The sequence below is a fragment of the Mycobacterium palustre genome, assembly GCF_002101785.1.
GTDB classification, from domain to species: Bacteria; Actinomycetota; Actinomycetes; order Mycobacteriales; family Mycobacteriaceae; genus Mycobacterium; species Mycobacterium palustre.
The window spans coordinates 72,984-92,547 of sequence record NZ_LQPJ01000121.1 but is presented as its reverse complement, the minus strand read 5'-3'; the positions used below and the strand labels follow the sequence as shown (position 1 = coordinate 92,547).

General features: G+C 69.4%; 15 protein-coding genes and 5 pseudogenes. 9 read left to right on the top strand and 11 right to left on the bottom strand.

The genetic code is table 11. From position 1 onward, the window contains the following. Positions 1 to 7 precede the first annotated feature (7 nt). Together AWC19_RS19920 and AWC19_RS30775 are read right to left on the bottom strand one after the other, a co-directional pair. Positions 8 to 1,231, bottom strand: coding sequence for an FAD-dependent oxidoreductase (locus tag AWC19_RS19920; protein ID WP_245849166.1), 1,224 nt, complete (start codon positions 1,229 to 1,231; stop codon positions 8 to 10). A 180-nt stretch (positions 1,232 to 1,411) separates the two neighbouring features. Next, positions 1,412 to 1,669: pseudogene (locus tag AWC19_RS30775) on the bottom strand (short-chain dehydrogenase); the annotation flags it as partial. A gap of 564 nt (positions 1,670 to 2,233) precedes the next feature. Here AWC19_RS30775 and AWC19_RS19910 point away from each other — a divergent pair. From AWC19_RS19910 to AWC19_RS19900, 3 genes are all read left to right on the top strand, one after another. Further along, entirely contained in the window at positions 2,234 to 3,043 is an 810-nt protein-coding gene (locus AWC19_RS19910) for a SigB/SigF/SigG family RNA polymerase sigma factor (protein ID WP_085079711.1), read from the top strand. Positions 3,044 to 3,150: 107 nt separating this feature from the next. Further along, complete coding sequence (locus AWC19_RS19905) at positions 3,151 to 3,771, top strand: hypothetical protein (protein ID WP_085079710.1); 621 nt, start codon at positions 3,151 to 3,153, stop codon at positions 3,769 to 3,771. Between the two features lie 7 nt (positions 3,772 to 3,778). After that, the gene (locus AWC19_RS19900; protein ID WP_085079709.1) at positions 3,779 to 4,270 is read left to right on the top strand and encodes a DUF2231 domain-containing protein; all 492 of its coding nucleotides are present in this window, start codon (positions 3,779 to 3,781) and stop codon (positions 4,268 to 4,270) included. Here AWC19_RS19900 and AWC19_RS19895 read toward each other — a convergent pair. Next, complete coding sequence (locus tag AWC19_RS19895) at positions 4,267 to 5,385, bottom strand: sulfite oxidase (protein ID WP_085079760.1); 1,119 nt, start codon at positions 5,383 to 5,385, stop codon at positions 4,267 to 4,269. The two genes, AWC19_RS19900 and AWC19_RS19895, sit on opposite strands and share 4 nt — an antisense overlap. Positions 5,386 to 5,548: 163 nt before the next feature. Between AWC19_RS19895 and AWC19_RS19890 the strand changes: the two genes are divergently transcribed. Further along, positions 5,549 to 6,490: a LysR family transcriptional regulator gene (locus AWC19_RS19890; RefSeq protein ID WP_085079708.1), complete on the top strand. Its 942-nt coding sequence runs from the start codon at positions 5,549 to 5,551 to the stop codon at positions 6,488 to 6,490. Between the two features lie 47 nt (positions 6,491 to 6,537). Here AWC19_RS19890 and AWC19_RS19885 read toward each other — a convergent pair whose 3' ends face one another. Next, positions 6,538 to 7,014, bottom strand: coding sequence for a nitroreductase family deazaflavin-dependent oxidoreductase (locus AWC19_RS19885; protein WP_085079707.1), 477 nt, complete (start codon positions 7,012 to 7,014; stop codon positions 6,538 to 6,540). Positions 7,015 to 7,179: 165 nt separating this feature from the next. Here AWC19_RS19885 and AWC19_RS19880 point away from each other — a divergent pair. The 5 genes and pseudogenes from AWC19_RS19880 (at position 7,180) to AWC19_RS19865 (ending at position 10,702) form a co-directional block, all read left to right on the top strand. Continuing rightward, positions 7,180 to 7,871: pseudogene (locus AWC19_RS19880) on the top strand (TetR/AcrR family transcriptional regulator). Next, a pseudogene (locus tag AWC19_RS30135) lies at positions 7,868 to 8,113 on the top strand (cytochrome P450); the annotation flags it as partial. The pseudogenes AWC19_RS19880 and AWC19_RS30135, both read left to right, overlap by 4 nt. Then, a pseudogene (locus AWC19_RS30130) lies at positions 8,111 to 8,308 on the top strand (amidohydrolase family protein); the annotation flags it as partial. The pseudogenes AWC19_RS30135 and AWC19_RS30130, both read left to right, overlap by 3 nt. A gap of 1 nt (position 8,309) precedes the next feature. Next, complete coding sequence (locus tag AWC19_RS19870; RefSeq protein WP_085079705.1) at positions 8,310 to 9,560, top strand: M24 family metallopeptidase; 1,251 nt, start codon at positions 8,310 to 8,312, stop codon at positions 9,558 to 9,560. Then, positions 9,557 to 10,702 (top strand): M24 family metallopeptidase, encoded by a 1,146-nt coding sequence (locus AWC19_RS19865; RefSeq protein WP_085079704.1) that lies wholly within the window; start codon positions 9,557 to 9,559, stop codon positions 10,700 to 10,702. The genes AWC19_RS19870 and AWC19_RS19865 overlap by 4 nt, the downstream gene beginning before the upstream one ends. Before the next feature lie 2 nt (positions 10,703 to 10,704). On the opposite strand, the gene AWC19_RS19860 is transcribed toward AWC19_RS19865, so the two are convergent. The 7 genes and pseudogenes from AWC19_RS19860 to AWC19_RS19830 form a co-directional block, all read right to left on the bottom strand. Beyond that, positions 10,705 to 12,093, bottom strand: coding sequence for an HNH endonuclease signature motif containing protein (locus tag AWC19_RS19860; RefSeq protein ID WP_085079703.1), 1,389 nt, complete (start codon positions 12,091 to 12,093; stop codon positions 10,705 to 10,707). An 87-nt stretch (positions 12,094 to 12,180) separates the two neighbouring features. Next, positions 12,181 to 13,317, bottom strand: a pseudogene (locus tag AWC19_RS19855) (hypothetical protein). Continuing rightward, positions 13,317 to 14,081 (bottom strand): SDR family NAD(P)-dependent oxidoreductase, encoded by a 765-nt coding sequence (locus AWC19_RS19850; protein ID WP_085079702.1) that lies wholly within the window; start codon positions 14,079 to 14,081, stop codon positions 13,317 to 13,319. The pseudogene AWC19_RS19855 and the gene AWC19_RS19850 overlap by 1 nt, the downstream one beginning before the upstream one ends. Then, positions 14,078 to 16,438, bottom strand: a complete 2,361-nt coding sequence (locus AWC19_RS19845; RefSeq protein WP_085079701.1) for a CaiB/BaiF CoA transferase family protein — start codon at positions 16,436 to 16,438, stop codon at positions 14,078 to 14,080. Before AWC19_RS19845 ends, AWC19_RS19850 begins: the two co-directional genes overlap by 4 nt. A 7-nt stretch (positions 16,439 to 16,445) precedes the next feature. Continuing rightward, positions 16,446 to 17,417 carry an enoyl-CoA hydratase/isomerase family protein gene (locus AWC19_RS19840; RefSeq protein ID WP_085079700.1) on the bottom strand — a complete coding sequence of 324 codons (972 nt, stop codon included), beginning with the start codon at positions 17,415 to 17,417 and terminating at the stop codon, positions 16,446 to 16,448. Between the two features lie 24 nt (positions 17,418 to 17,441). Beyond that, the gene (locus AWC19_RS19835) at positions 17,442 to 18,302 is read right to left on the bottom strand and encodes a mycofactocin-coupled SDR family oxidoreductase (protein ID WP_085079699.1); all 861 of its coding nucleotides are present in this window, start codon (positions 18,300 to 18,302) and stop codon (positions 17,442 to 17,444) included. After that, positions 18,299 to 19,504: a cytochrome P450 gene (locus tag AWC19_RS19830; RefSeq protein ID WP_085079698.1), complete on the bottom strand. Its 1,206-nt coding sequence runs from the start codon at positions 19,502 to 19,504 to the stop codon at positions 18,299 to 18,301. The genes AWC19_RS19835 and AWC19_RS19830 overlap by 4 nt, the downstream gene beginning before the upstream one ends. Positions 19,505 to 19,564: the final 60 nt, after the last annotated feature.

Genomic DNA, 19,564 nt, shown 5'->3' with positions numbered 1-19,564 from the left:
GGGGCGGTCACCGGCGGCCCCCCGGGACCGACGTGGCCGTCGGCAGCCCACGGTCGATCAGCGCCGACATGCGGCGGTGGCTGGTCCAGCGCACGAACGCGGTCAGCATGCCGGTGTGCAGCCGATCGGGGATCAGAGCGGCCGGTCGCAGCACGGACTCGCTGTGGGCGACCTGCAGCGACGCCAGCCGCGACACCGCCCCGACGCGACGACCGCGGATCTTCTCGTACCTGCGCAGCGCCCGGGACAGGTCGGTCCCCCCGCCGCGTGTCCCGCCGGGCAGGTCCGACAGCGCCTTGCACAGCACCATCGTGTCGAGCAGCGCCTGGTTGGTTCCCTGCGCCAGGGTCGGCGGCATGGTGTGCGCGGCGTCGCCGAGCAGGGTGACCGCGCCGGGGGGCAAAGCCCGGAAAATCGGGTGCCGAAAATGGGGGTACGGCGAACCGGCCAGGTGTTCGTCGGTCAGCCGGTCGAGCACCATGTCGACCGAGTCGGACCAGCCGCCGAAGGCGGACCGGATCGCCTCGATCGGGCGGCGCGGCCGGACGAAGTCGTGCGACCACGGCTGGTCGAACCACCACTGCACCTCGGCACCGCCCGCGGGCCACACCCCGGTGTTTCCGCTCTGGCCGATGACGATCGCCGCGACGCCGCGGTCGGCCAGCTCCGGGAGCGTGATCAGGCCCTGCCAGCTGCACCAGCCCGTCGGCTCGGCGGCGGGCGCGCCGACCACGTCCCGGACGACCGAATGCAGCCCGTCGGCACCGATCACCAGGTCGCCCTCGGCGCGGCCGCCCCCGTCGAACTCGACCCGCGCCCCGTCGGCGCCGGCGTGGACGGCCACCGCGCGGTGGTTGCACCGGATGCGGTCGATCGGGAAGCCGTCCATCAGCCGTCCCAGCAGCACACGCCGCGGAACCATCCGCACCGGCGCGCCCAGCCGGTTCCCCATCGCGGTCACGTCCAAGGTGGCCAGCCGCCGGCCGCCGGCCGTTGTCACCTGCACGCTGGACAGCAGCTGACCCGACCCGTCCATGTCCACGCCCAATTGCCGCAGCACGGTCTCGCCGTTGGACCAGATGGTCACGGCGCCGCCGCCGGCCCGCGTGTCATTGCGCCGGTCGAAGACGGTGACGTCGTGCCCGTCGCGCAGCAACCCCCGCGCGACGGAGATGCCGCTCACCCCGGCACCGATGACGAGCACCCGTAGCGGACGGAACGCGTGAGCCACGCCGACCCTTTGGCGGCCGCCATCCCCCGACGTGCGGGCCAGACGGCCGTGCGGGGCTTCGAGACCATGACTCGTCCGCCGTCGAGCCCCGAGGGCTTCGGCCGGTGCGCGCTCGAGTGCCTCGCGTCGGCTCGCCACTCCGTGGAACACGGGGGCGGCCACCGATCGGTTCAACGCGGATCAGGCCGGCGGGGCGCCGATCATGCGGTGCAGGTCGTCAATCGACCGGGGTTCGGCGCCGTGGTGGTCGCGACAGCCCAGCACACGGGGCGCCGACCGGTCGAGGCGACCGACGAATCCCCCCTGCGGCGACGAACATTTCACCGGTCACGCCGCGCGCCAAGCCGCTGGCCAGGTCGGCATGCAGCGGCGCGGCGAACGCGGCGGGGCGCTGTCCAGCGACGCCCGCATGGTCATTTCGTCGAGCAACCCCCGGCGACAGCTGCCGCCCGGAGATCACCACGGCGCGCCGGGCCAGCGGTTCTGAGGCGACCATCGGCTGAACAGTACCCAGCCATCACGAAAATGGAAAAAGGGCGGGGCGTTGCGTGGCTATCGCCGCAGAGTCGTCCGGCGCTCGCTGGCCAGCGCCGACGGCCATAACGCCCTGCGCTCAGCGAACTTTCGATGCGCGCATTCGCGTTTTGAACGCCTAGCGCCGATAAATCGCAGGGTCACGTCATGAGGCGTATAGTCGGCGATTAAGTCCGTCTGGACATGTCGCCGTTTAGCTCAAAGCGGTTACTCAGCCGCACGGCTGCCGGGCTTGGCTGGCTTCGGCGATATCAACGCAGTCAGCTGCCCCCCATTACTTCGTGCGCTGCCAACCGACTCGTCCACGCGGATACGGGTGCAGCGGAGGCGACCGTAGAGACCACTGCGAAGTCTCCTCCTGCACGACCCACAGGAAGTGTGCCCCGCGATGCAAACCGCTTCTTTGCAAACCCCTTCGTGCGCTTACGTTTTACCGTCGCGTCGAATCCATGAGATGCGCGTCGGCTTATGACCGACGTAGCGACCGCACCCCGACCTACCCGCTCCGCCGGCCGACAATCGGACGATTCCTACGACGACGTTGTCGAGATGTTCGAGGTGCTGCGCCAGTTACCCCCGGAATCCCACGAGTATCACCGGCAGCGCGAACGCATCGTGGCCCGATGCCTGGCCCTGGCCGACCATGTGGCCAGCCACTTCGCCCGCCGCGGCGAAAACATCGAGGACTTGACCCAGGTGGCCCGGCTGGGATTGATGAACGCGGTCAACCGATTCGACCCGTCCAAGGGACCCAGCTTCATCGGGTTCGCGGTTCCGACCATGATGGGCGAGGTTCGGCGATACTTTCGCGACTACAGCTGGGGCATGCGCGTGCCCCGGCGGTTACGCGAGCTCCACGTCCAGATCAGCAGGGCCACAGGCGAATTGGCCCAGCAGCTGGGGCGCGCTCCCACCGCAGGCGAGCTGGCCCAGATGCTGGAAGTGCCCCGCGAGGAGATCGTGGAATGCCTCGTCGCGGGCGACGCCTACCGGCTTGAGTCCCTGGACGCGCCCCTGAGCCCCGACAGCTCGGGCAAACCCCGGGTGGTCGCTGACGCGGTGGGCGGAGTCGACCCGCAAATCGAGCACATCACCAACCGGGAGGCGGTGCGCGTGCTGGTGTCCGCGCTCCCCGAGCGCGAACGGCAGGTCTTGCACATGCGCTTCTTCGAGGCGATGACGCAAAGCCAGATCGCCGAACGGATCGGCGTGTCACAGATGCAGGTCTCCCGCATCCTGGCCCATACCCTGAGCTCTCTGCGCGACCAACTGGAGTGACCTTTCGTCGCCGCCGAAACCTTCGCTGGCGCGGCGATGTACTGTGCGATTCGGAAACGAGTCGACCTTCTCGCCAAAGCGAAACCAAAGCGAAGGAGCGCGTTGTGATGAGGATTTCTCCGACGGTGGTCGCGGGCGCAGCGGTGGTGGCTGCGCTGACGGTGTCGGCGGCCGGTTGCGGCAGCAAGCCGGCGTCGTCGCCGAAGACGTCGGGGTCTCCCACGTCGGCGACGAAGACCAGCGGCGCGACGCCGACCAACTCGCCGTCGGCCAAGCCGACCGACTACAGCGGGCTGCTCATCCAGGCATCGGACATCAACGCCCCGATCCAGTTCGCCGGCAACCCGCCGACCGCCAACCCGAACGGGCAACCGGGCGTGGCGACCACCTTCAACACCGACGACAACAGCCACGTCATCAAAGACACCATCCTGGTGCTGGACGATCCCGGCGCCGCCACCAACGCGCTCAACGCGGCCAAGGGCGCGCAGGGCAACGCCGTGAAGAATCCGAAGACGGCGCCGTTCAACGTCGGCACCGGGGGAACGACGTTGACCGGGAACTCGCCCGACAACTCCAAGGGCGTCCTGGTATTGCTGTTCACCGAGGGCAAGGCGTTCGTCACGCTGGAATTCGACGGCCCCGTCGACTCGCTCCCGCCGGAGGACTTCGTCACCGACGTGGCCCAGAAACAAGACGCGGCGATCAAGAAGGCTCTCGGCGGCTGAGGCGGGCATGACCGTCATCGGCAACCTGCCCGCGCACGCCCTGTGGCTGCATTTCGTCGTGGTGCTGGTGCCGCTGACCGCGCTGCTGGAGATTGTGTGCGGCCTATGGCCGGCCGCCCGGCGCGGCCAGCTGTTGTGGCTCACGCTGGCCCTGGCCGGCGCCACGATGGTGTTGACCCCGATCACCATCAACGCGGGTGAATGGCTCTACGGCCTGCGGGCCAAGCCCGGCCCGATCCTGACCGAACACGCCGACCGGGGTGAGGCGATGCTCTACTTCTCCGCCGCCCTGCTGGCGGTCGCGATCGGGCTCGTGCTGCTGCGCCTGCACGAACGCCGACCCGAAAACCGCCGAACGGTCACCAGGGTCATCGCGGGGATAATCGTTCTGGCCGTTGGGATTTCGGCGACCGTCCAGGTGTACCGCGTCGGCGATGCCGGCGCCCAATCGGTGTGGGGCGGCGAGATAGCGCGCCTGAAGAAGGCCAACGGGACTTAGCCCGATCGCCCCGAGGTCACGTTCAGCGCGACGCGGGCCCACGCGTTGTTGGCGTAACCGCGCGGATTCCATAGCGACGCCGCGGATTCCGGCTGCAGGGCACCCGTGTCGTCCCAGGCGCGGGCCGTGATGCGCAGCGGTCCCGGCGCGACGTCGACGGCCAGCGACCATGGCCGCCACGACCATTTACTCGGCGCGGGGTGCAGGTCGGCCTGCCGCCAGCAAAGCCCGCCGTCGAGGGACACGTCGACCCGCTCGACGGTGTGGCCGTCGCCGGCGATCCCGTACCCGCGAATGGTCAGCTGACCCGGCGGCACCCGAGCGTCGTCGCTCGGGTCGAGGATGTCGCAGTTGAGCGCCAGCGACGACAGCGAAATGCCCTGCCCCGCCGTGACGGAATCGGTGTCGGCGTCCGCCGGCAGGATCCGGTAGTCGTGCGACTGAAAGTAGTTCTGCGACGGACCCGCTTGGACGGTGATGGCCGTGACCCACTTGACGCTGCGCGCACCGATGTACCCCGGCACCACCAGCCGGACCGGTCCGCCGTGGGCGCGCGGCAGCGGTTCGGAATTCATCTGCCACGCGAGCAGAACTTCGGGCGACGTCGCCTTCCTCAGCGGGATCGAGCCGCCGTAGGGCTGGGGCGGCTTCGCCTCCTCGGCCACGTCGACAGCCTCGAACGCGGCGTGCAGCGCGTCGTCGTGGTGTGCGCCCGCGGCGGCCAGGACGTCGGCCAGCCGGACGCCGCGCCACTCGGCGGTCGAGATCGCCCCGTGCCCCCATGGTTCTTTCCCGGGGATGGGCCGCACCCGCAGCAGCTCCGCGCGCCGGTTGCCGGCGCACGCGAGCGTCGCCGTCACGCGGTGCTGGGTGAATTCGGTGGTCAGCTGGTCGTATGTCAGCGCAAGCGGTCGCTCGACGCGCCCGCCGACCGTCAGCCGCCACCGCTCCGGGGCGATGTCGGGGAACGGGCCGTGATTGCGGGCATAGAACGCGTCGATAGGGGTGATGGCGCTGCCGGCCAGCACCGCGGGCGGCGGTTCGGCGTTGTAGGGCTGCGCGCTGTGCACGATCATCTCCCCACGCTTACCCCACACCGCCGTGGTCGACGTCATCGCGCTCATTCTCACCGTCTCCTGTTCGGCCGCGTCGTGAGGAATCGTCACCTTTTTCCGCGGCCGGTGCCAGGGGTGCGGACTTTGTGGGCCCACAAATCAGGCTTGTGGGCTTCGGGCGTCCTCACAAGTGTGACTTGTAGGCTGGCGCCGGAGGATCGTCATGCCGCTTAGCGCCCACCTGCCGGAGCTGTCCGCGCTGGAGATATTCGTAGCGATCGCCCGGAGCGGCAGCATCGGCGCCGCGGCCAGGGAATTCGGGCTGACCCAGCAGGCGGTTTCGGCCCGACTGGCCTCGATCGAGGCCCAGACCGGGGTGGCATTGGTCGTCAGGACGCCGCGCGGCTCGCAGCTGACGCCCGCGGGTGTCGTGGTGGCGGAATGGGCGGATCGCTTGCTCGACGTCGCCCAACATGTGGACGCCGGATTAGCATCACTGCGATCCGAACGGCGCAGGCGGGTCCGGGTGGCCGCCAGCCTGACGATCGCCGAGCAACTCATGCCCCGCTGGCTGGTGTCACTTCAGGCCGCGGGGCGCCGACTCGGCACCGGCGGTCCCGAAGTCATCATGACCGCGACCAACAGCGACCACGTCGTCGCGGCGGTGCGGGACGGCGCCGCGGACCTAGGATTCGTCGAGACCCCGTATCCGCCAAAGGGGTTGCGCACCAAGGTGATCGGACGCGACGAGCTCGTGCTGGTGGTGCCCGCCGACCACAAATGGGCCCAGCGCCAACGGCCCGTGTCCGCGGCGGAACTCAGCCGAACGCCTCTGGTGACGCGCGAACGGGGGTCGGGGACCAGGGACGCGTTGACCGCCGCTTTGCGGCGGGTGTTGGGCGAAACTGAGCAGCAGGCGGATCCCGTCCTCGAGCTGTCCTCCGCCGCCGCAGTGCGCGCCGCGGTGGTCGCCGGCGCGGGGCCCACCGTGATGAGCCGGCTGGCCGTCGCCGACGACCTCGCGATCGGGCGGCTGCGCGAGGTTGCCGTCCCGGAGCTGAACCTGCAACGCCATTTCCGCGCCGTCTGGGTCGGTGGACGGACACCGCCGGCGGGGGCCGCCCGGGACCTGCTCGCCCACATCAGCAGTCACGCGGCTCGGTAGCGGCCTCTGATCCGCCCTGGGATCCGCCCTGGGCGGTTGAGCGGCGATCAGGCGGTGGGCGTGAGAAGAAACAGGCGAAACCGGCGGCCGCCGGCCCGATCCTGGGCGATCTGATAGTTCGGCCAGTGCGCCAGGGCCGCGGCCCATGCCCGATCGCGCTCCTCGCCGGTGAGCAACCGCACCTTCGCGGTGAAGCGATGACCCCGCCTGCGCACGCTGACCCGTTGTGCCGCTTTGAGATTCGCCGACCACGACGGGTGGCGGTCCCGGCCCCAGTTGGAGCCGACCACCAGCAGCCCATCGTCGGCGGGCACGCACTGCACCGTCGCCGTGCGGGCCAGCCCGGTCTTGCGCCCCGGGGCGGTGATCTGCACGTTGGGCAGGCCGGTGAGATCCAGCACGCCGAGTCGCCCCGCGGTGATGAACCGGAGCACGGCCTCGAGCACTTCGGCGACCGGCCGCGCGGTGAGCACCAGCCAGCGGTAGGCCGTCGGGTTGCGCGCCACCCGCTGCAGCGGATTCACGCGATCACTCTATTCGGCGCGAGCACGGCTTGGGCGTCCCGACGATGAATTCATCTTGACCCCTGGGGAATTGACCTCCGCCGGATCGACCCCCGCCCGATTCGGCCGCGCTACCGGCCGAGCGGCGCGCTCTTAAATCAACTGCTTGATTTAAGACGTTGGCCGGTGTTCACTGGGGCGATGACGGCCGAGCGTATCGCCCGTTCCCCCAGGTCCACGGGCACCCGCGAGGCGCTCTTGACCGCCGCCGAGGTGCTGTTCGCCGAGCGCGGCATGTACGCGGTGTCCAACCGGCAGATCAGCGACGCGGCCGGCCAGGGCAACAACGCCGCGGCGTGCTATCACTTCGGGACCAGGATTGACCTGCTGCGGGCGATCGAACGCAAGCACCGGGAACCGATCGAGGAACTGCGCACGCGAATGCTGGCCGACGTCGGCGATTCGACGGAATTGCGCGACTGGGTGGGCGCGCTGGTGCGCCCACTCACCGATCACCTCCGGCGCTGGGGACCCCGAGTTGGTACGCGCGGTTCGCCGCGCAGGCGATGGCCGATCCCACCTACCGGCACGTCGTCACCAAGGACGCGCTGACGTCCCCGATGCTCGTGCAAACCATCGACGGCATCATCCGCTGCCTGCCCGACCTGCCCCGCCGGGTGCGCCACGAACGGATCGTGATGGTGCGCAACCTGCTCATGCACACGTGCGCCGAGCACGAGGGCGCGCTGGCCGAGCACGGGCCCCGGTCGCGTTCCAGCTGGCCGGTCGCCGGCGAGGGGCTGATCGACGCGATCGTCGGCCTGTGGCGCGCGCCCGTCCACGTGAGCGCCGCGGACGAAAACCGAGGAGGACGATGACCGAGATCTCGACCGCGATCCCCGACTTCCCGATGACCCGGGCCCCGGGTTGCCCGTTCGCGCCGCCCCCAAAGGTGTTGTCGCTCAACGCAGATAGCCAGTTGAGCAGGGTCAGGATTTGGGACGGCAGCACCCCCTGGCTGATCCACGGCTACGACGCGATCCGGGCGTTGTTCGCCGATTCGCGCGCCAGCGTCGACGACCGGCTGCCGGGCTACCCGCACTGGAACGAGGGGATGCTCATGGTCGACGGCCTTAACCTTGGCCAGATCGACGACATCGGGATCGACAAGGTGATGTGGTCGTCGGATTATCCGCACAACGAAAGCACCTTCGGCTATTCCGAGAGGTCGCTGGCCGCGGTGGTCGACGCCGTCGGCCCGGAGGACGCGGTGCGGGTCGTCGGCGGCAACGTCAAAAGATTTCTGGGCATCTAGCATGGGTCACTCACTCGCGCCGCGCGGAACGGCGATCGACATCCCGGATCAGCCGGACTGGGCACGCATGCGTTCGGAGATCGGCGCGCGGCTTCGCGCCGCGATGGCCGACCACGGCGTCGACGCGCTGGTCCTGTCGATGAACGGCTATGTCGGCTATGCGACGGGCGCCGTCTGGCCCCTGCTCGACGCGGGCCTTTCGCACGTCGAGCGACCGGTGGCGGTGGTGCTGGCCGACGACGAGCACCCGCACCTGTTCATGCCGTTCCGGGGCGGCGCCACCGGGGATCCGGCGGATCCGCCCCTGCCCGAGGACCACCTGCACGGCCCGGTCTATCTCGAATTCGACCACGGGGTAGCCGAATTCGCCCGGATGCTGTCCGGGCTGATCCCGCCGGGCGCGACCGTCGCCGTCGACGAGCTGACCGGTGCGATGCGGCGGTCGGCGACCGCCCTGTTCGGATCCAAGCCGCCCATCGACGCGGCGATCGTCGTCGGCGCGGCCCAGCTGCAAAAGACCCGCGACGAGATCTCGTGTCTGCGCCGGGCCTCGCGGATCACCGAGGAGGCCATGGCGGACGTGCAGACGGCGCTGGCGCCCGGCGTGCGCCAGATCGACCTTTCGGCCAGGCTGGTGCGCCGCGCTTTCGAGTTGGGCGCAACCACCAACATGCTCGAAGCCATCTGGCAGGTGATGCCCGGCTCGCGGGAAGCCGGGGTGTGGACGACGCACGGCGATCTCGCGCTGCCGCTGTTGCCCACGGCTCGCGAGCTGGCCGCCGGCGACGTGTTGTGGACCGACATCAGCATCAGCTATGCCGGCTACTGCTCGGACTTCGGCCGAACCTGGCTGGTGGGCGACGAGCCCTCACCGCGGCAGCAAGATCAGTTCCGGCAATGGCGCGCGATCCTGGACGCGACCCTGGCGGTCACCAAAGCCGGTGCCACGTCGGGTGATTTGGCGCGCGCGGCGATCGCGGCCAACGGCGGCCGCAAGCCGTGGCTGCCGCACTTTTATCTGGGCCATGGCATCGGCACCTACCCCGCCGAAGCGCCGATGATCGGGACGGACCTCGGCGAGGAATACGACGACAGCTTCGTCTTCCCGCCGGGCATGGTCCTGGTGCTCGAGCCGGTGGTGTGGGAGGACGGCACGGGCGGCTATCGCAGTGAGGAGATCGTGGTGATCACCGAGGACGGCTACACGCCGATCACCGACTACCCCTACGCGCCCTATGGCGACGCCCCGTGACGACCGAGGTCGCGCCGGACCCCGGCCCGCTGCGGACCGGGCGGCGGGAGCGGGCGCTGGCCCAGATGGACGCCTACGGCCTCGACGTCCTGGTGCTGGGGCGGCAGGCCAACGTCCGCTATGTCACCGGCGCGCCCCAGCTGTGGATCGCCGGCACCCGGCCGTTCGGCCCGGTCTGCGTGATGGTGCGCGCTACCGGGGAGGTCTACCTGAACAGCACCGACGACGAGGGGGTGCCCGACGAGATCGGCCGCGACCGGCTCTACGGGCTGGCGTGGAACCCGATGACGCTCATCGGTGTGTTGAAGGGCATCGAGGGCGCGCGGGCGGCGCGGCGGGTCGGAACCGACGCCATCACACCGACGTTCGCGGCGCTGCTGCCCGAGGCGTTCCCGAACGCCGAACTCGTCGACGCCGAGCCGGCCCTGCGCGCGGCGCGCCGCATCAAGACGCCCGACGAGATCGCGGCGATGGGCCCGGCGCTGCGCGCCGCCGAGCGTGGAATCGCCGCCGCCGTCGCGGAATTGCGGCCGGGCAGCTTCGAGCGAACGCTGACCGGGGCGGTGCTCGAGGCGATGGCCGCCGGCGGGGTGAGCACGCCGGCCACCCAGGATGCCGCGTGGGTGACGCCACGGGAGCATCCGTGGCGGCGCGCGGGTGCGACCGGCGAGGTGCGGGCGGGCGACCTGGTGGCGTTGGCCGCCGGCGCGCTCGCCGACGGGTACGTCGGCGAGGTGGGCCGCACCTGGCCGGCCGGCGGCGCGGACGGCGAGTCGGACGGCGCCGGGGTCCGCGCCCGGCTGGGCGCGCTGTTCGGCCGTTCGAACGCCTTGCACGACAGGCTGATCGCGGCCTGCCGCCCCGGCGCGCCGGCCAGCGGGCTCCTCGCCGCGTACGAGGCGGCCGGCGAGCCGCTGCCGCCCATGCCCGTCGCGCACGGCCTGGGGCTCGGTTTCGACCCGCCTGTCGTCTGCGAAACGCTGTGTGCCGCGGGGGAAGACGAACGCCTCGACGCCGGCATGGTGCTGGCGGTCACCGGCTATGTGTGGCAGCGCAGCGTGGGCGCGGTGTTCCGCCGCGACACCGTCCAGATCACCGACGGCGGCGCAGAGGTGTTGACCGACAGCCCGTCGTGGGGCTGACGTCAAACGGGCTCGTCATCATCCCCGCCATCGACTCCGTCGCCGTCTCCATCCCGCAGGAATCTCTCGGGGTGATGGAAGGCATTGGTTCTGGGCTGCCCGTGGTCGAGGTGGGGCGGCGGGATCCATTCGGTCTCGCCGCGCGCGTTGGTGCGGGTGGTCCACCCCTTTTCGGCGAGCCGGTTGTCGGTGCCACACGCGAGCGTCAGGTCGTCGATGTCGGTGCGGTGCGTGGCCGCCCAACCCCGGACGTGGTGGACCTGGCTGTGATACGCGGGGGCGTCGCAACCCGGTTTTGTGCACCCACGATCCCTGGCGTAGAGCACAATTCGCTGCGCGGGTGAGGCCAGCCGCTTCGTGTGGTGCAGCGCCAGCGCCTTGCCGCGGTCGAAGATCGCCAGGTAGTGGTACGCGTGGCTGGCCCAGCGGATCACGTCCGACATGGGCACCAGGGTCCCGCCGCCGGTCAGCGCTTTGCCGGCGGCCGACTCCAGTTCCTTGAGCGTGGTGGTCACGACGATGGAAACCGGCAACCCGTTGTGCTGGCCCAAATCTCCCGAAGCGAACAGCGCGCGCAGGCCGGCGAGCAACCCGTCATGGTTGCGCTGGGCTTGCGATCGCGTGTCGCGCCGCACCGCATCCTCGTCGGGGGTCCCGTCGACCACGGGGGTTTCGTCCTCCGGATTGCATGCGCCGGGGGCGGCCAGCTTGGCGAGCATCGCCTCGATCGCGGCCCGCAGCTCCGGGGTCACCATGCCGCTGATTCGCGACATGCCGTCGAATTCCTGCTTGCCGATCGTGATCCCGCGCTTGCGGGCACGCTCCTGGTCGCTGAATTCACCGTCGGGATTGAGCCAGTCCATGATCCGCTGCGCGTACTTGGCCAACTCGTCGGGGCGATATTCGCTCGCTCGGTGCGCCAGGTCCGCTTCGGCGGCGTCTCGAGTGGAGACGTCCACCTCGGCGGGCAGGTGCGCGAAGAAGCCGCGGATCACTCGCACGTGCGCGTCGCCGATCAGCCCCTCGCGTTGCGCGGTAGCGGTCGCGGTCAACCGCGGCGCCAGCGGCGCACCGGTGAGCGCCCGGCGTTCCCCGAGGTCGCCCGCTTCCTCGATCCGCCGACCGGCCTCGGCTTTCGTGATACGCAAGCGGTCGGCCAGCGCCGAGCGCAATGTGCCGCCCAGTTCTTTGTCGCTTGCCTGCGCGCCGATCTGATTGATCAACAGGTGTTGCGGTGCCCGCAGCCTGCGCGCCGCGCATTCCAGGCGCTGCAACGCCGCCATTCGCTCGGGAGTCGTAAACACGTCAAAGGACAGATCGCACAACCGTTTCAGGTCCGCATCGAACGCGTCAAAGACCTCGACGATCTCCTCGCGGCTGCTCGAACCCATGCCTAGACCATACGCAGGCCCACCGACAAGAACCGTCGCGATGTGACCACCGAAACCACTGTGACGCAAGGGATCACAGGGGCCGGGTTAATCGAGTAGGTCACCCAGCGGGGACGTTCCCACAGGCTCAGCAGGTTCGACAGCATCTGCAGGGGCGCCCGCACGCTCTCGTCGTCCCGGATTCGCGGGTCCATCCGGGAACTCGGCGCAGCGGCCCCGAAGCGCTTGCGTATCAACGCCGGCACGTCGAGCAACCGGGAGACCCCCATCGCGGCCGCATAGAGCACCGTGTGCCGGCGCAGCCGTTCCGGATCCAGGCGCGGCCCGCCGCAGCGCAGCGTGCCGGCGGCGTCGCGCCAAAACCGGGCGTTGTCGACGTTGGCGTTCCAGTGGCACAACGCGACGCAGTCGGCGTCGGCGGCGAGCCACTGGGCGATCGCGCGGTCATGCTGCGCGACCCGCGGAACGTCGCCGCGCAGCCGGGTAAGAAATTGCGGCGAGCCGACATTCGCGGGCAGCAGCCCCGGACTCGTCGCCACCAGTTCGGTCAGTTCGGTCAACCGCCGTTCCATCGTGTCCGGGCATAGCGGTGCTCGCTTTCCCACCGTCGCGGCCCGCAGGTCCAACGGGAAGTGCGCGGTCGGGTGCGCCGGCAGGCGCCCGGCCCGATCGGCCCCGGCGAGACGGGCCAGCGCGGTGAGCAACGCGCGATAGTGTTCGAGGCACTCGGGCATGTCGTAGTCGAGGCACTTGTGGTATTGGCGTTCGATGCCGTTGCGGCCGAACGGTATTCGTTCGGTAATGAGTATGCCCGTGCCGGTGGAGCGGTCATAGTCGGCGAACTGGACGGTGGGCACCGCGATGGGAAATCCACGCGCGCGCGACAGCGATGCGAACCGGACCTCCGGCTCCATCTGCGTCCTACCCAGGTCGCGGCGCGGGTTGTCGAAGTCGCGCGAGAACTTCACGAAACAGCTCGGTGTGCAGGCCCGGCTGGTGCTGCTCGTATTCGACCGACAGCACGGCCTTGCGTCCGGTGCTGCCGCCGGCGACCTCGCGAAGCTCGGTGATGGCGGTGACGGCGTTGTCCTTTGCGAGCACACCGGATGCGCGGAACGCGTCGGTGAGAAAACAGGCGCCGGCCTCGCGGAGGCCGGCGAGATCGGCGGGGAATTCCAGGCGCAGCTGGTCGCCGGTGGCGAACCGGTGAATCCCGTCGCGCATCACCACGTCTGTTCGGCCGCGCGCACCAGCATGTGGTTGACCGCGACCCGGCGGTCGCGGGTCACCATGTACAGCACCGCGTCGGCGATGTCGTCCGGGCGCAGCTTCACCATGTCCCCGGTCTGGCGTTCGACGGCTTCCCGCGCGGGCCCGGCCAGGTGGCTGAAGATCTCGGTATCGACGGTGCCGGGACCCACCACCCCGACACGGACTCGCTTGCCGAGCACCTCCTGGCGTACGGCCTCGCTGAAGGCGTTGACTCCGAACTTGGTCAGCGAATACACCGCGGTGCCGGGCCGGGACACCCATCCGGCGGTGGAGCTGATGGTGACCAGGTCGGCCACGCCGCGCGGCGAGGTGGCGGCGGCGTCGATAAGGTGCGGCAGCGCAGCCCGGGTGACGTAGAGGACTCCCTGCACGTTGACGGCGACCATGGTGTCCCAGTCCTGCAGGCGGGCCTCGGTCGCGGGCGCGGGTTGCATGAGCCCGGCGTTGTTCACCACGGTGTCGAGCCGCCCCAGCTCCGCGACCGTGCGCCGCACGGCGGCCGATACCTGTTCGGCGTCGGTGACGTCGGCCGCCACGACCAGCGCGGCACCGCCGGCCGATTCGATGCCGCCCTTCAGTTCGGCCAGCCGATCGGCACGCCGGGCCAACAGGGCCACCGCGGCACCCCGGGCGGCCAACGCTTTGGCCGTCGCGGCGCCGATTCCGCTGCTGGCACCGGTAACCAGGGCCACCGTGCCCGCCAGCGTTGCCGTCATCTGCCGCCTCCGGCGGGTGATCGGGCGCAGAGGATGTCGCGCAGCACGTAATCGGTGTCTTCGCCCAGATCCGGTGCGCCGCGGTCGATCCGGGTCGGTGAGCGCTCCATCCGCCAGGACGGCCCCAGGATGGGGCGCTGGCCTTCGCGATGATCGCTCACGAAGCGGTACAGCTCGCGGTCCCACAGCCCCTGGTCGACGATCACGTCGAGGGCGGTGGCGCTCTTGTTGGCCGGCACGCCCGCCGCGCGCAGGCGGCGCGCGAGGCCGTCGGCGTCGCGCCCTCGGGTCAGCCGCGCCAGCTCCTCGTCCAGGGCCTCGGCGTGACGGCGCCGTCCGTCCATGGTGGCATAGCGCGGATCCCGGGCCAGCCCGTCGGCCTCCAGCGCGTCGCACAGCCCGCGCCATTCCGCGTCGTTCGCGACGGCCAGCGCGACCCAGGAACCGCTCGCGCACGGGTAGCAGCCGTGCGGGCACAGGTCGGCGTGGCGATTGCCGTTCGGCCCCAGTGGTTTTCCGGTGAGGCTTTGTTCGAGCAGGCTGTCCCCGATCATCGACGAGAGCGTCTCCACGGCGGATACGTCGACGAATTGGCCCGCGCCGGTGAGCTCGCGATGCAGCAACGCCACCACGGCGGCGTAGGCGGCGGCGGCGCCGACGGTGGAATCGCCGTATCGCATGCTCATCCCGAGCGGTCGCCCGCCGGGGTAGCCGACCAGCGCGGCGAGCCCGGCCAGCGCGGCGAAGCAGGGGGCGTAGCCGGTTTGGTGCCCCAGCGGCCCGTCGTTGCCCCACATCTTGATCGACACCGAGATGATGTCGGGCTTGACGGCTTTGAGCCGCTCATAGCCCAGGCCCTGCCGTTCCATCGCGCCCGGGCGCAGGTTGTTGATCACGACGTCGCTGCGGGCGATCAGTTCGCGCAGGCGTGCCATGCCCTCGGGCGACTTGATGTCGAGGTCGACGCTGAGGATCTCGGGGTTGATGCTCAAAAAGTACGGCGCGTGGTTGATGTCGGTGCCGCCGTAGGCGCGCATCTCCTCGGGGTTGGCGGCGGTCTCGATCTTGATCACCTCGGCGCCGAGCATGGCCAGGAGCTTGCCGGCGTACGGGCCGGCCCAGACCTTGGTCAGTTCGACGACGCGCACGCCCTGAAGCGGTCCGCCGCGCGCGTCCCTGGGCGGCTTGAGTTGGGAGGTCTTGACCGCCAACGGCGGGCGGTCCGCCGGCCTGTCGGTGACCTGTGACGTGTGCTGACCGAGCGCCGGTGCGGCGGAGGTGATTTCGGCGGGCGACGCACCGAGAATGTACGGCACGGTGGGGTACGCCGCGTCGCCCAGCACCGGGTGGCTGACGTTGCGAAAGAAACGCCGATGGCGGTACTGCTCCGAGCGCTGCAGGTCCGCGGCCTCGTTGACCGGGACCAGCGGCACGCCCAGGCGCTGCGCCTCGTCGGCCGCGCGGTCTTTCGGCAAGCCCCGCACCCAGGCGGCGAACCCCTGGCGAAACGCGGCGACCTTCTCGGCGGTGACGGAAAACTCCAGCCAGTCATCGTCGAAGGCGGCCAGCCAGTCCGGATGGCCGAGGAGCTCCTTCACGCCGAGCCAGTGCGCGCGGCTGGTCATATAGAGGTACACGTGGCCGTCGGCGCAGGCGAAAAACGATGCGGGGCCGGCCTGGTCGTAATCGTCGCGGCCGCCCGTGGCGGGCACCTCCCCGGTGATGAATCGGCCCAGGATGCAGTCGGCCCGCGAAACCAGTACGGCGTGCTGGGAAATGTCGATGGCCTCGCCCCGACCGGTGTGCAGGCGCCCGAACAGGCACGCCGCGACGCATAGCGCCGCGTCCAGCCCCGCCTCATAGTCGGCCAGGAACCGTCCGGGCCCCTGCAGCGGCGGCTTGTCGGGGTCGGCGTGGCTGGGGGTGTGATACCCCCAGCCGCTGGCGTGGAAGACGTTGAGACTCTTCGCATTTGCGAGCTCGTCGGGCGCATCGAGGCCGAAGGGGGTGATCGAGCAGAACACCACGTCCGGGTGCCTTCGGGACCGGCCGCTGGCGCGGTCTTCGATGACCGCGTCGGCCGTGGCGATCAGCTCGTGCAGGCGCTCGGCGCCTGCCGTCGAGTCGTCGTCGAGCACCACCGAGCGCTTGTTGGTGTTGAGGTAGGCGAACAGCGCGCTGCCCTCGGGGCCGGCGTCGGCGGCGACGAGGGGCGCCATCGTCCGGGTCGGGCTGCCGCGCCCCGGCGCCTCGACCTTGATGACGTCGGCGCCGAAGTCGCTCAACAACTTTCCGCAGTATTCGCCCGCGACCGTTTCGGCGAGCTCAACGATCCTGATGCCGACCAGCGCCGCCATGGGCGAATCAGGGCTTCTTGCGGCCCGAGCGGCTCAGGCGCCACTCCGGCGGGAAGTTCAAGTCGTTGTCTTTCACCACATTGTTCAGGCCCTTGCTGAAGGTTCCCTCGGTGAGGTCGACCTCGTTGTCCCTGTCGTTGGCGATCAGCGGCAGCATGCCTTCGACCATGCCGGTGAGCAGGCTCCCGAAGTACTCACCCTTGTGCTGCTTGTACAGCTCGAGGAACGTCTTTTGCACCGCGACGGTGTCGGTGGGCCGAGAGCGGGAACACGCCATCGCGTACTTCAGCGTCTCCTCCTCGAGCTTCTCGCGGGGTACCACGCTGTTGACGAAGCCGCACTCGTACATCTCCTTGGCGCTGAACGGCCGTCCCGTGAACAGCATTTCGGAGAACTTGCGCAGGCCCATCGTCTCGGCCCACCACCACAGCCGCGGGCCCCAACCTACGTAGCGGAAGGCGGGGTGCCCGAACAGGGTGTCGTCGGAGGCGACGACGAGGTCGGCGTCGCCGGCTTGATAGAAATGCCAGCCGTAGCAGTAGCCCTTGGCCTCGATGATGCTGATCTTGCGCAGCTCCTGCAGCGGCCGGTTTCCCGCGCGCGCCTTGGCGTAGAAGTCGGTCACGGTGGACAGGTAGCGGTACGAGCCGCCCGGCGGGTATTTCACGTCGTCGTCGTTGATCGCCAGCTCGTGCAGCAGCGGCATGCCGGGGTTCTCCAGCATGCCCCGCTGCTCGGGCAGGTCGCCGCCGCTACCGAAATCCTCGCCTTCGCCGCGGATCACCACGACCTTGACGTCGTCGTCGACGTTGCACTTGTGGATCAGGTCGGCGTAGTTCTGTCGCATTCCCAGCGTGGCGGAGTTTTGCGCCTCCGGGCGGTCGAAGGTGATGTAGGCGATGCGATTCTTCTTGTCCTTCTCAAACTTGATGTACCGCTCGGCTTCCTTTTTCAGCTCTTCGTAGTCGTATTCGGGCATGGCTTTCTCCAATTCTTTCGGTGTCTACTTGAGCAGGCTGCCCGCATCGACCGGAAGCGCAACGCCTGTGACGTAACGCGATTCGTCCGAGGCGAGGAACAAAACGGCGTTGCTGATGTCGACGGCCTCCACCCACGGCACCGGCAGCGTGTGCATCGTCTGGGAGATCGGCGCGAAGTCGTCCGGTCCGGGGTCGGGCAGGTCCGGGCGAAAGAGCCGATACGTGTTGTCGTTCATCACCATCGTGGTGCTGACCTGGGTGGGCAACACCGAGTTGACCCGGATCATGTGCTGGCCCAGTTCCACGGCGAAGGACCGCATCAGGCCGATGACGCCGTGCTTGGCGGCCACGTAATGTCCGGTGTTCTGGTAGGCCTTGCGGCCGCCCACCGAGCTGGTGAGCACGATCGACCCGCCGCGGCCGCCCGAAAGAATATGGGGCACACCCGCTTTCACCGTGTGCCACACGCCGGTCAGGTTGATGTCGAGCATGTCCTGCCAGACGTTCTCCCGGATCTTGTGCAGCCTCCTGCCGTCGGTGCCGACGCCCGCGTTCGCGACGATGATGTCGAGCCGCCCGAGTTGTTCGACGCCGCTGTCCACGGCGGCCTTGAGCTTGTCGTAATCGCGGACGTCGACCTGGGCGGTCACGACCCGGCGGTCGTGGCCCTTGACAAGGTCGGCCGTCTCGGCGAGATCCTCGGGCGTTGAGTGCGGATAGGCCAAATTCTCGATGGGGCCGCAGATGTCGACGGCGATGATGTCGGCGCCCTCCTGCGCCAGGCGCACCGCGTGGCTGCGCCCCTGACCCCGGGCGGCGCCGCTGACGAACGCGACTTTACCCTCGACGCGGCCCTGGACCCGGCCCTCGACCCGGCCGGTCATCTGGGCACCAGGGCGGGCATGGATTCCCAGCCCCGCACCGTCGAGGTCGGGCTGAGCGCGGCGTTGGTCATGTCGACCTCCCATTCGGGGAACCGCTTGAGGATCTCCTCGAGCGCCACCCGGCCTTCGAGCCGCGCGAGCGCCGAGCCCAGGCAGAAATGGGTCCCGACGCTGAACGCCAGGTGGGGCCGCGCGGTGCGATGGATGTTGAATTCGTCGGCGTCCGGCCCGAACTGGCGCGGGTCGCGGCACGCGGCACCGATGAGCATCATCATCACGCTGCCTTCGGGGACCGTCCGGTCGTACAGGCGAACGTCGCGGGTCACGTACCGCGACACGTGCGGTGCGGGCGGCTCGTAACGCAGCAGTTCCTCGATGGCCGCCGGGATGAGCCCCGGGTTTCCGACGAGATCGCGGCGCTGATCGGGGTGCTCGGCGAGAACCTTTCCGGCCCAACCGATCAGGCGCGTCGTCGTCTCGTTGCCCGCTCCGGCGACGACGTTGAGGTAGACCAGGATCTCTTCGCGGGTCAGCCGCCGCGTCGTGCCCGTTTCGTCGACGAACTCGACGTTGAGCAGCTCGGTCATGATGTCGTCGGAGGGATGCTCGACGCGCCAGTCGATGTAGGCCTCGAACTGTTCGCCCACCGACAGGCCGTGTTCGGCGGCCTTCATCGGCTTCCCGGCCTCGGTGCGCAGCTGGGCGTTGCCCCGGTCGCGAATGTACTGCTGGTCGTCCTCGGGGATGCCGAGCAACATGCTGATGACCTTCATCGGCATCTGCGCCCCGAGGTCGGTGACGAAGTCGAGCCGGCCCGATCCCACCAGCGGGTCCAGGCAGGCGGCGCAGAACTCGCGGATCATCGGCTCGAGCGCCGCGATCCGTCGTGGCGTGAACATGCGCGACAGCAGCTTGCGGTGCACGTCGTGGATCGGCGGGTCCTCGAAGATCAGCATGCCCGGCGGGATCTCCAGGTTGGCCTTGATCAGCTCCAGGATCGCGCCGCGCGCCGAGCTGAAGGTGGCGTGGTCGACCAGCGCCTTGTTGACGTCGGCGAACCGGCTCACCGCGAAGAAGTCGAATTCGGTGTTGTAGTAAAGCGGTGCCTCGTCGCGCAGGCGGGCGAACATGGGGTACGGGTCGGCAATGAGATCGACGTCGTAGGGATCGAAATGAACGTCGCTGTCGGTGCTCGCAGTCACGAGATGCCTCCTAGCGCTTCCGTTTCCGGGGAGTGTCGGCCGGGCGATTTATACACTCCG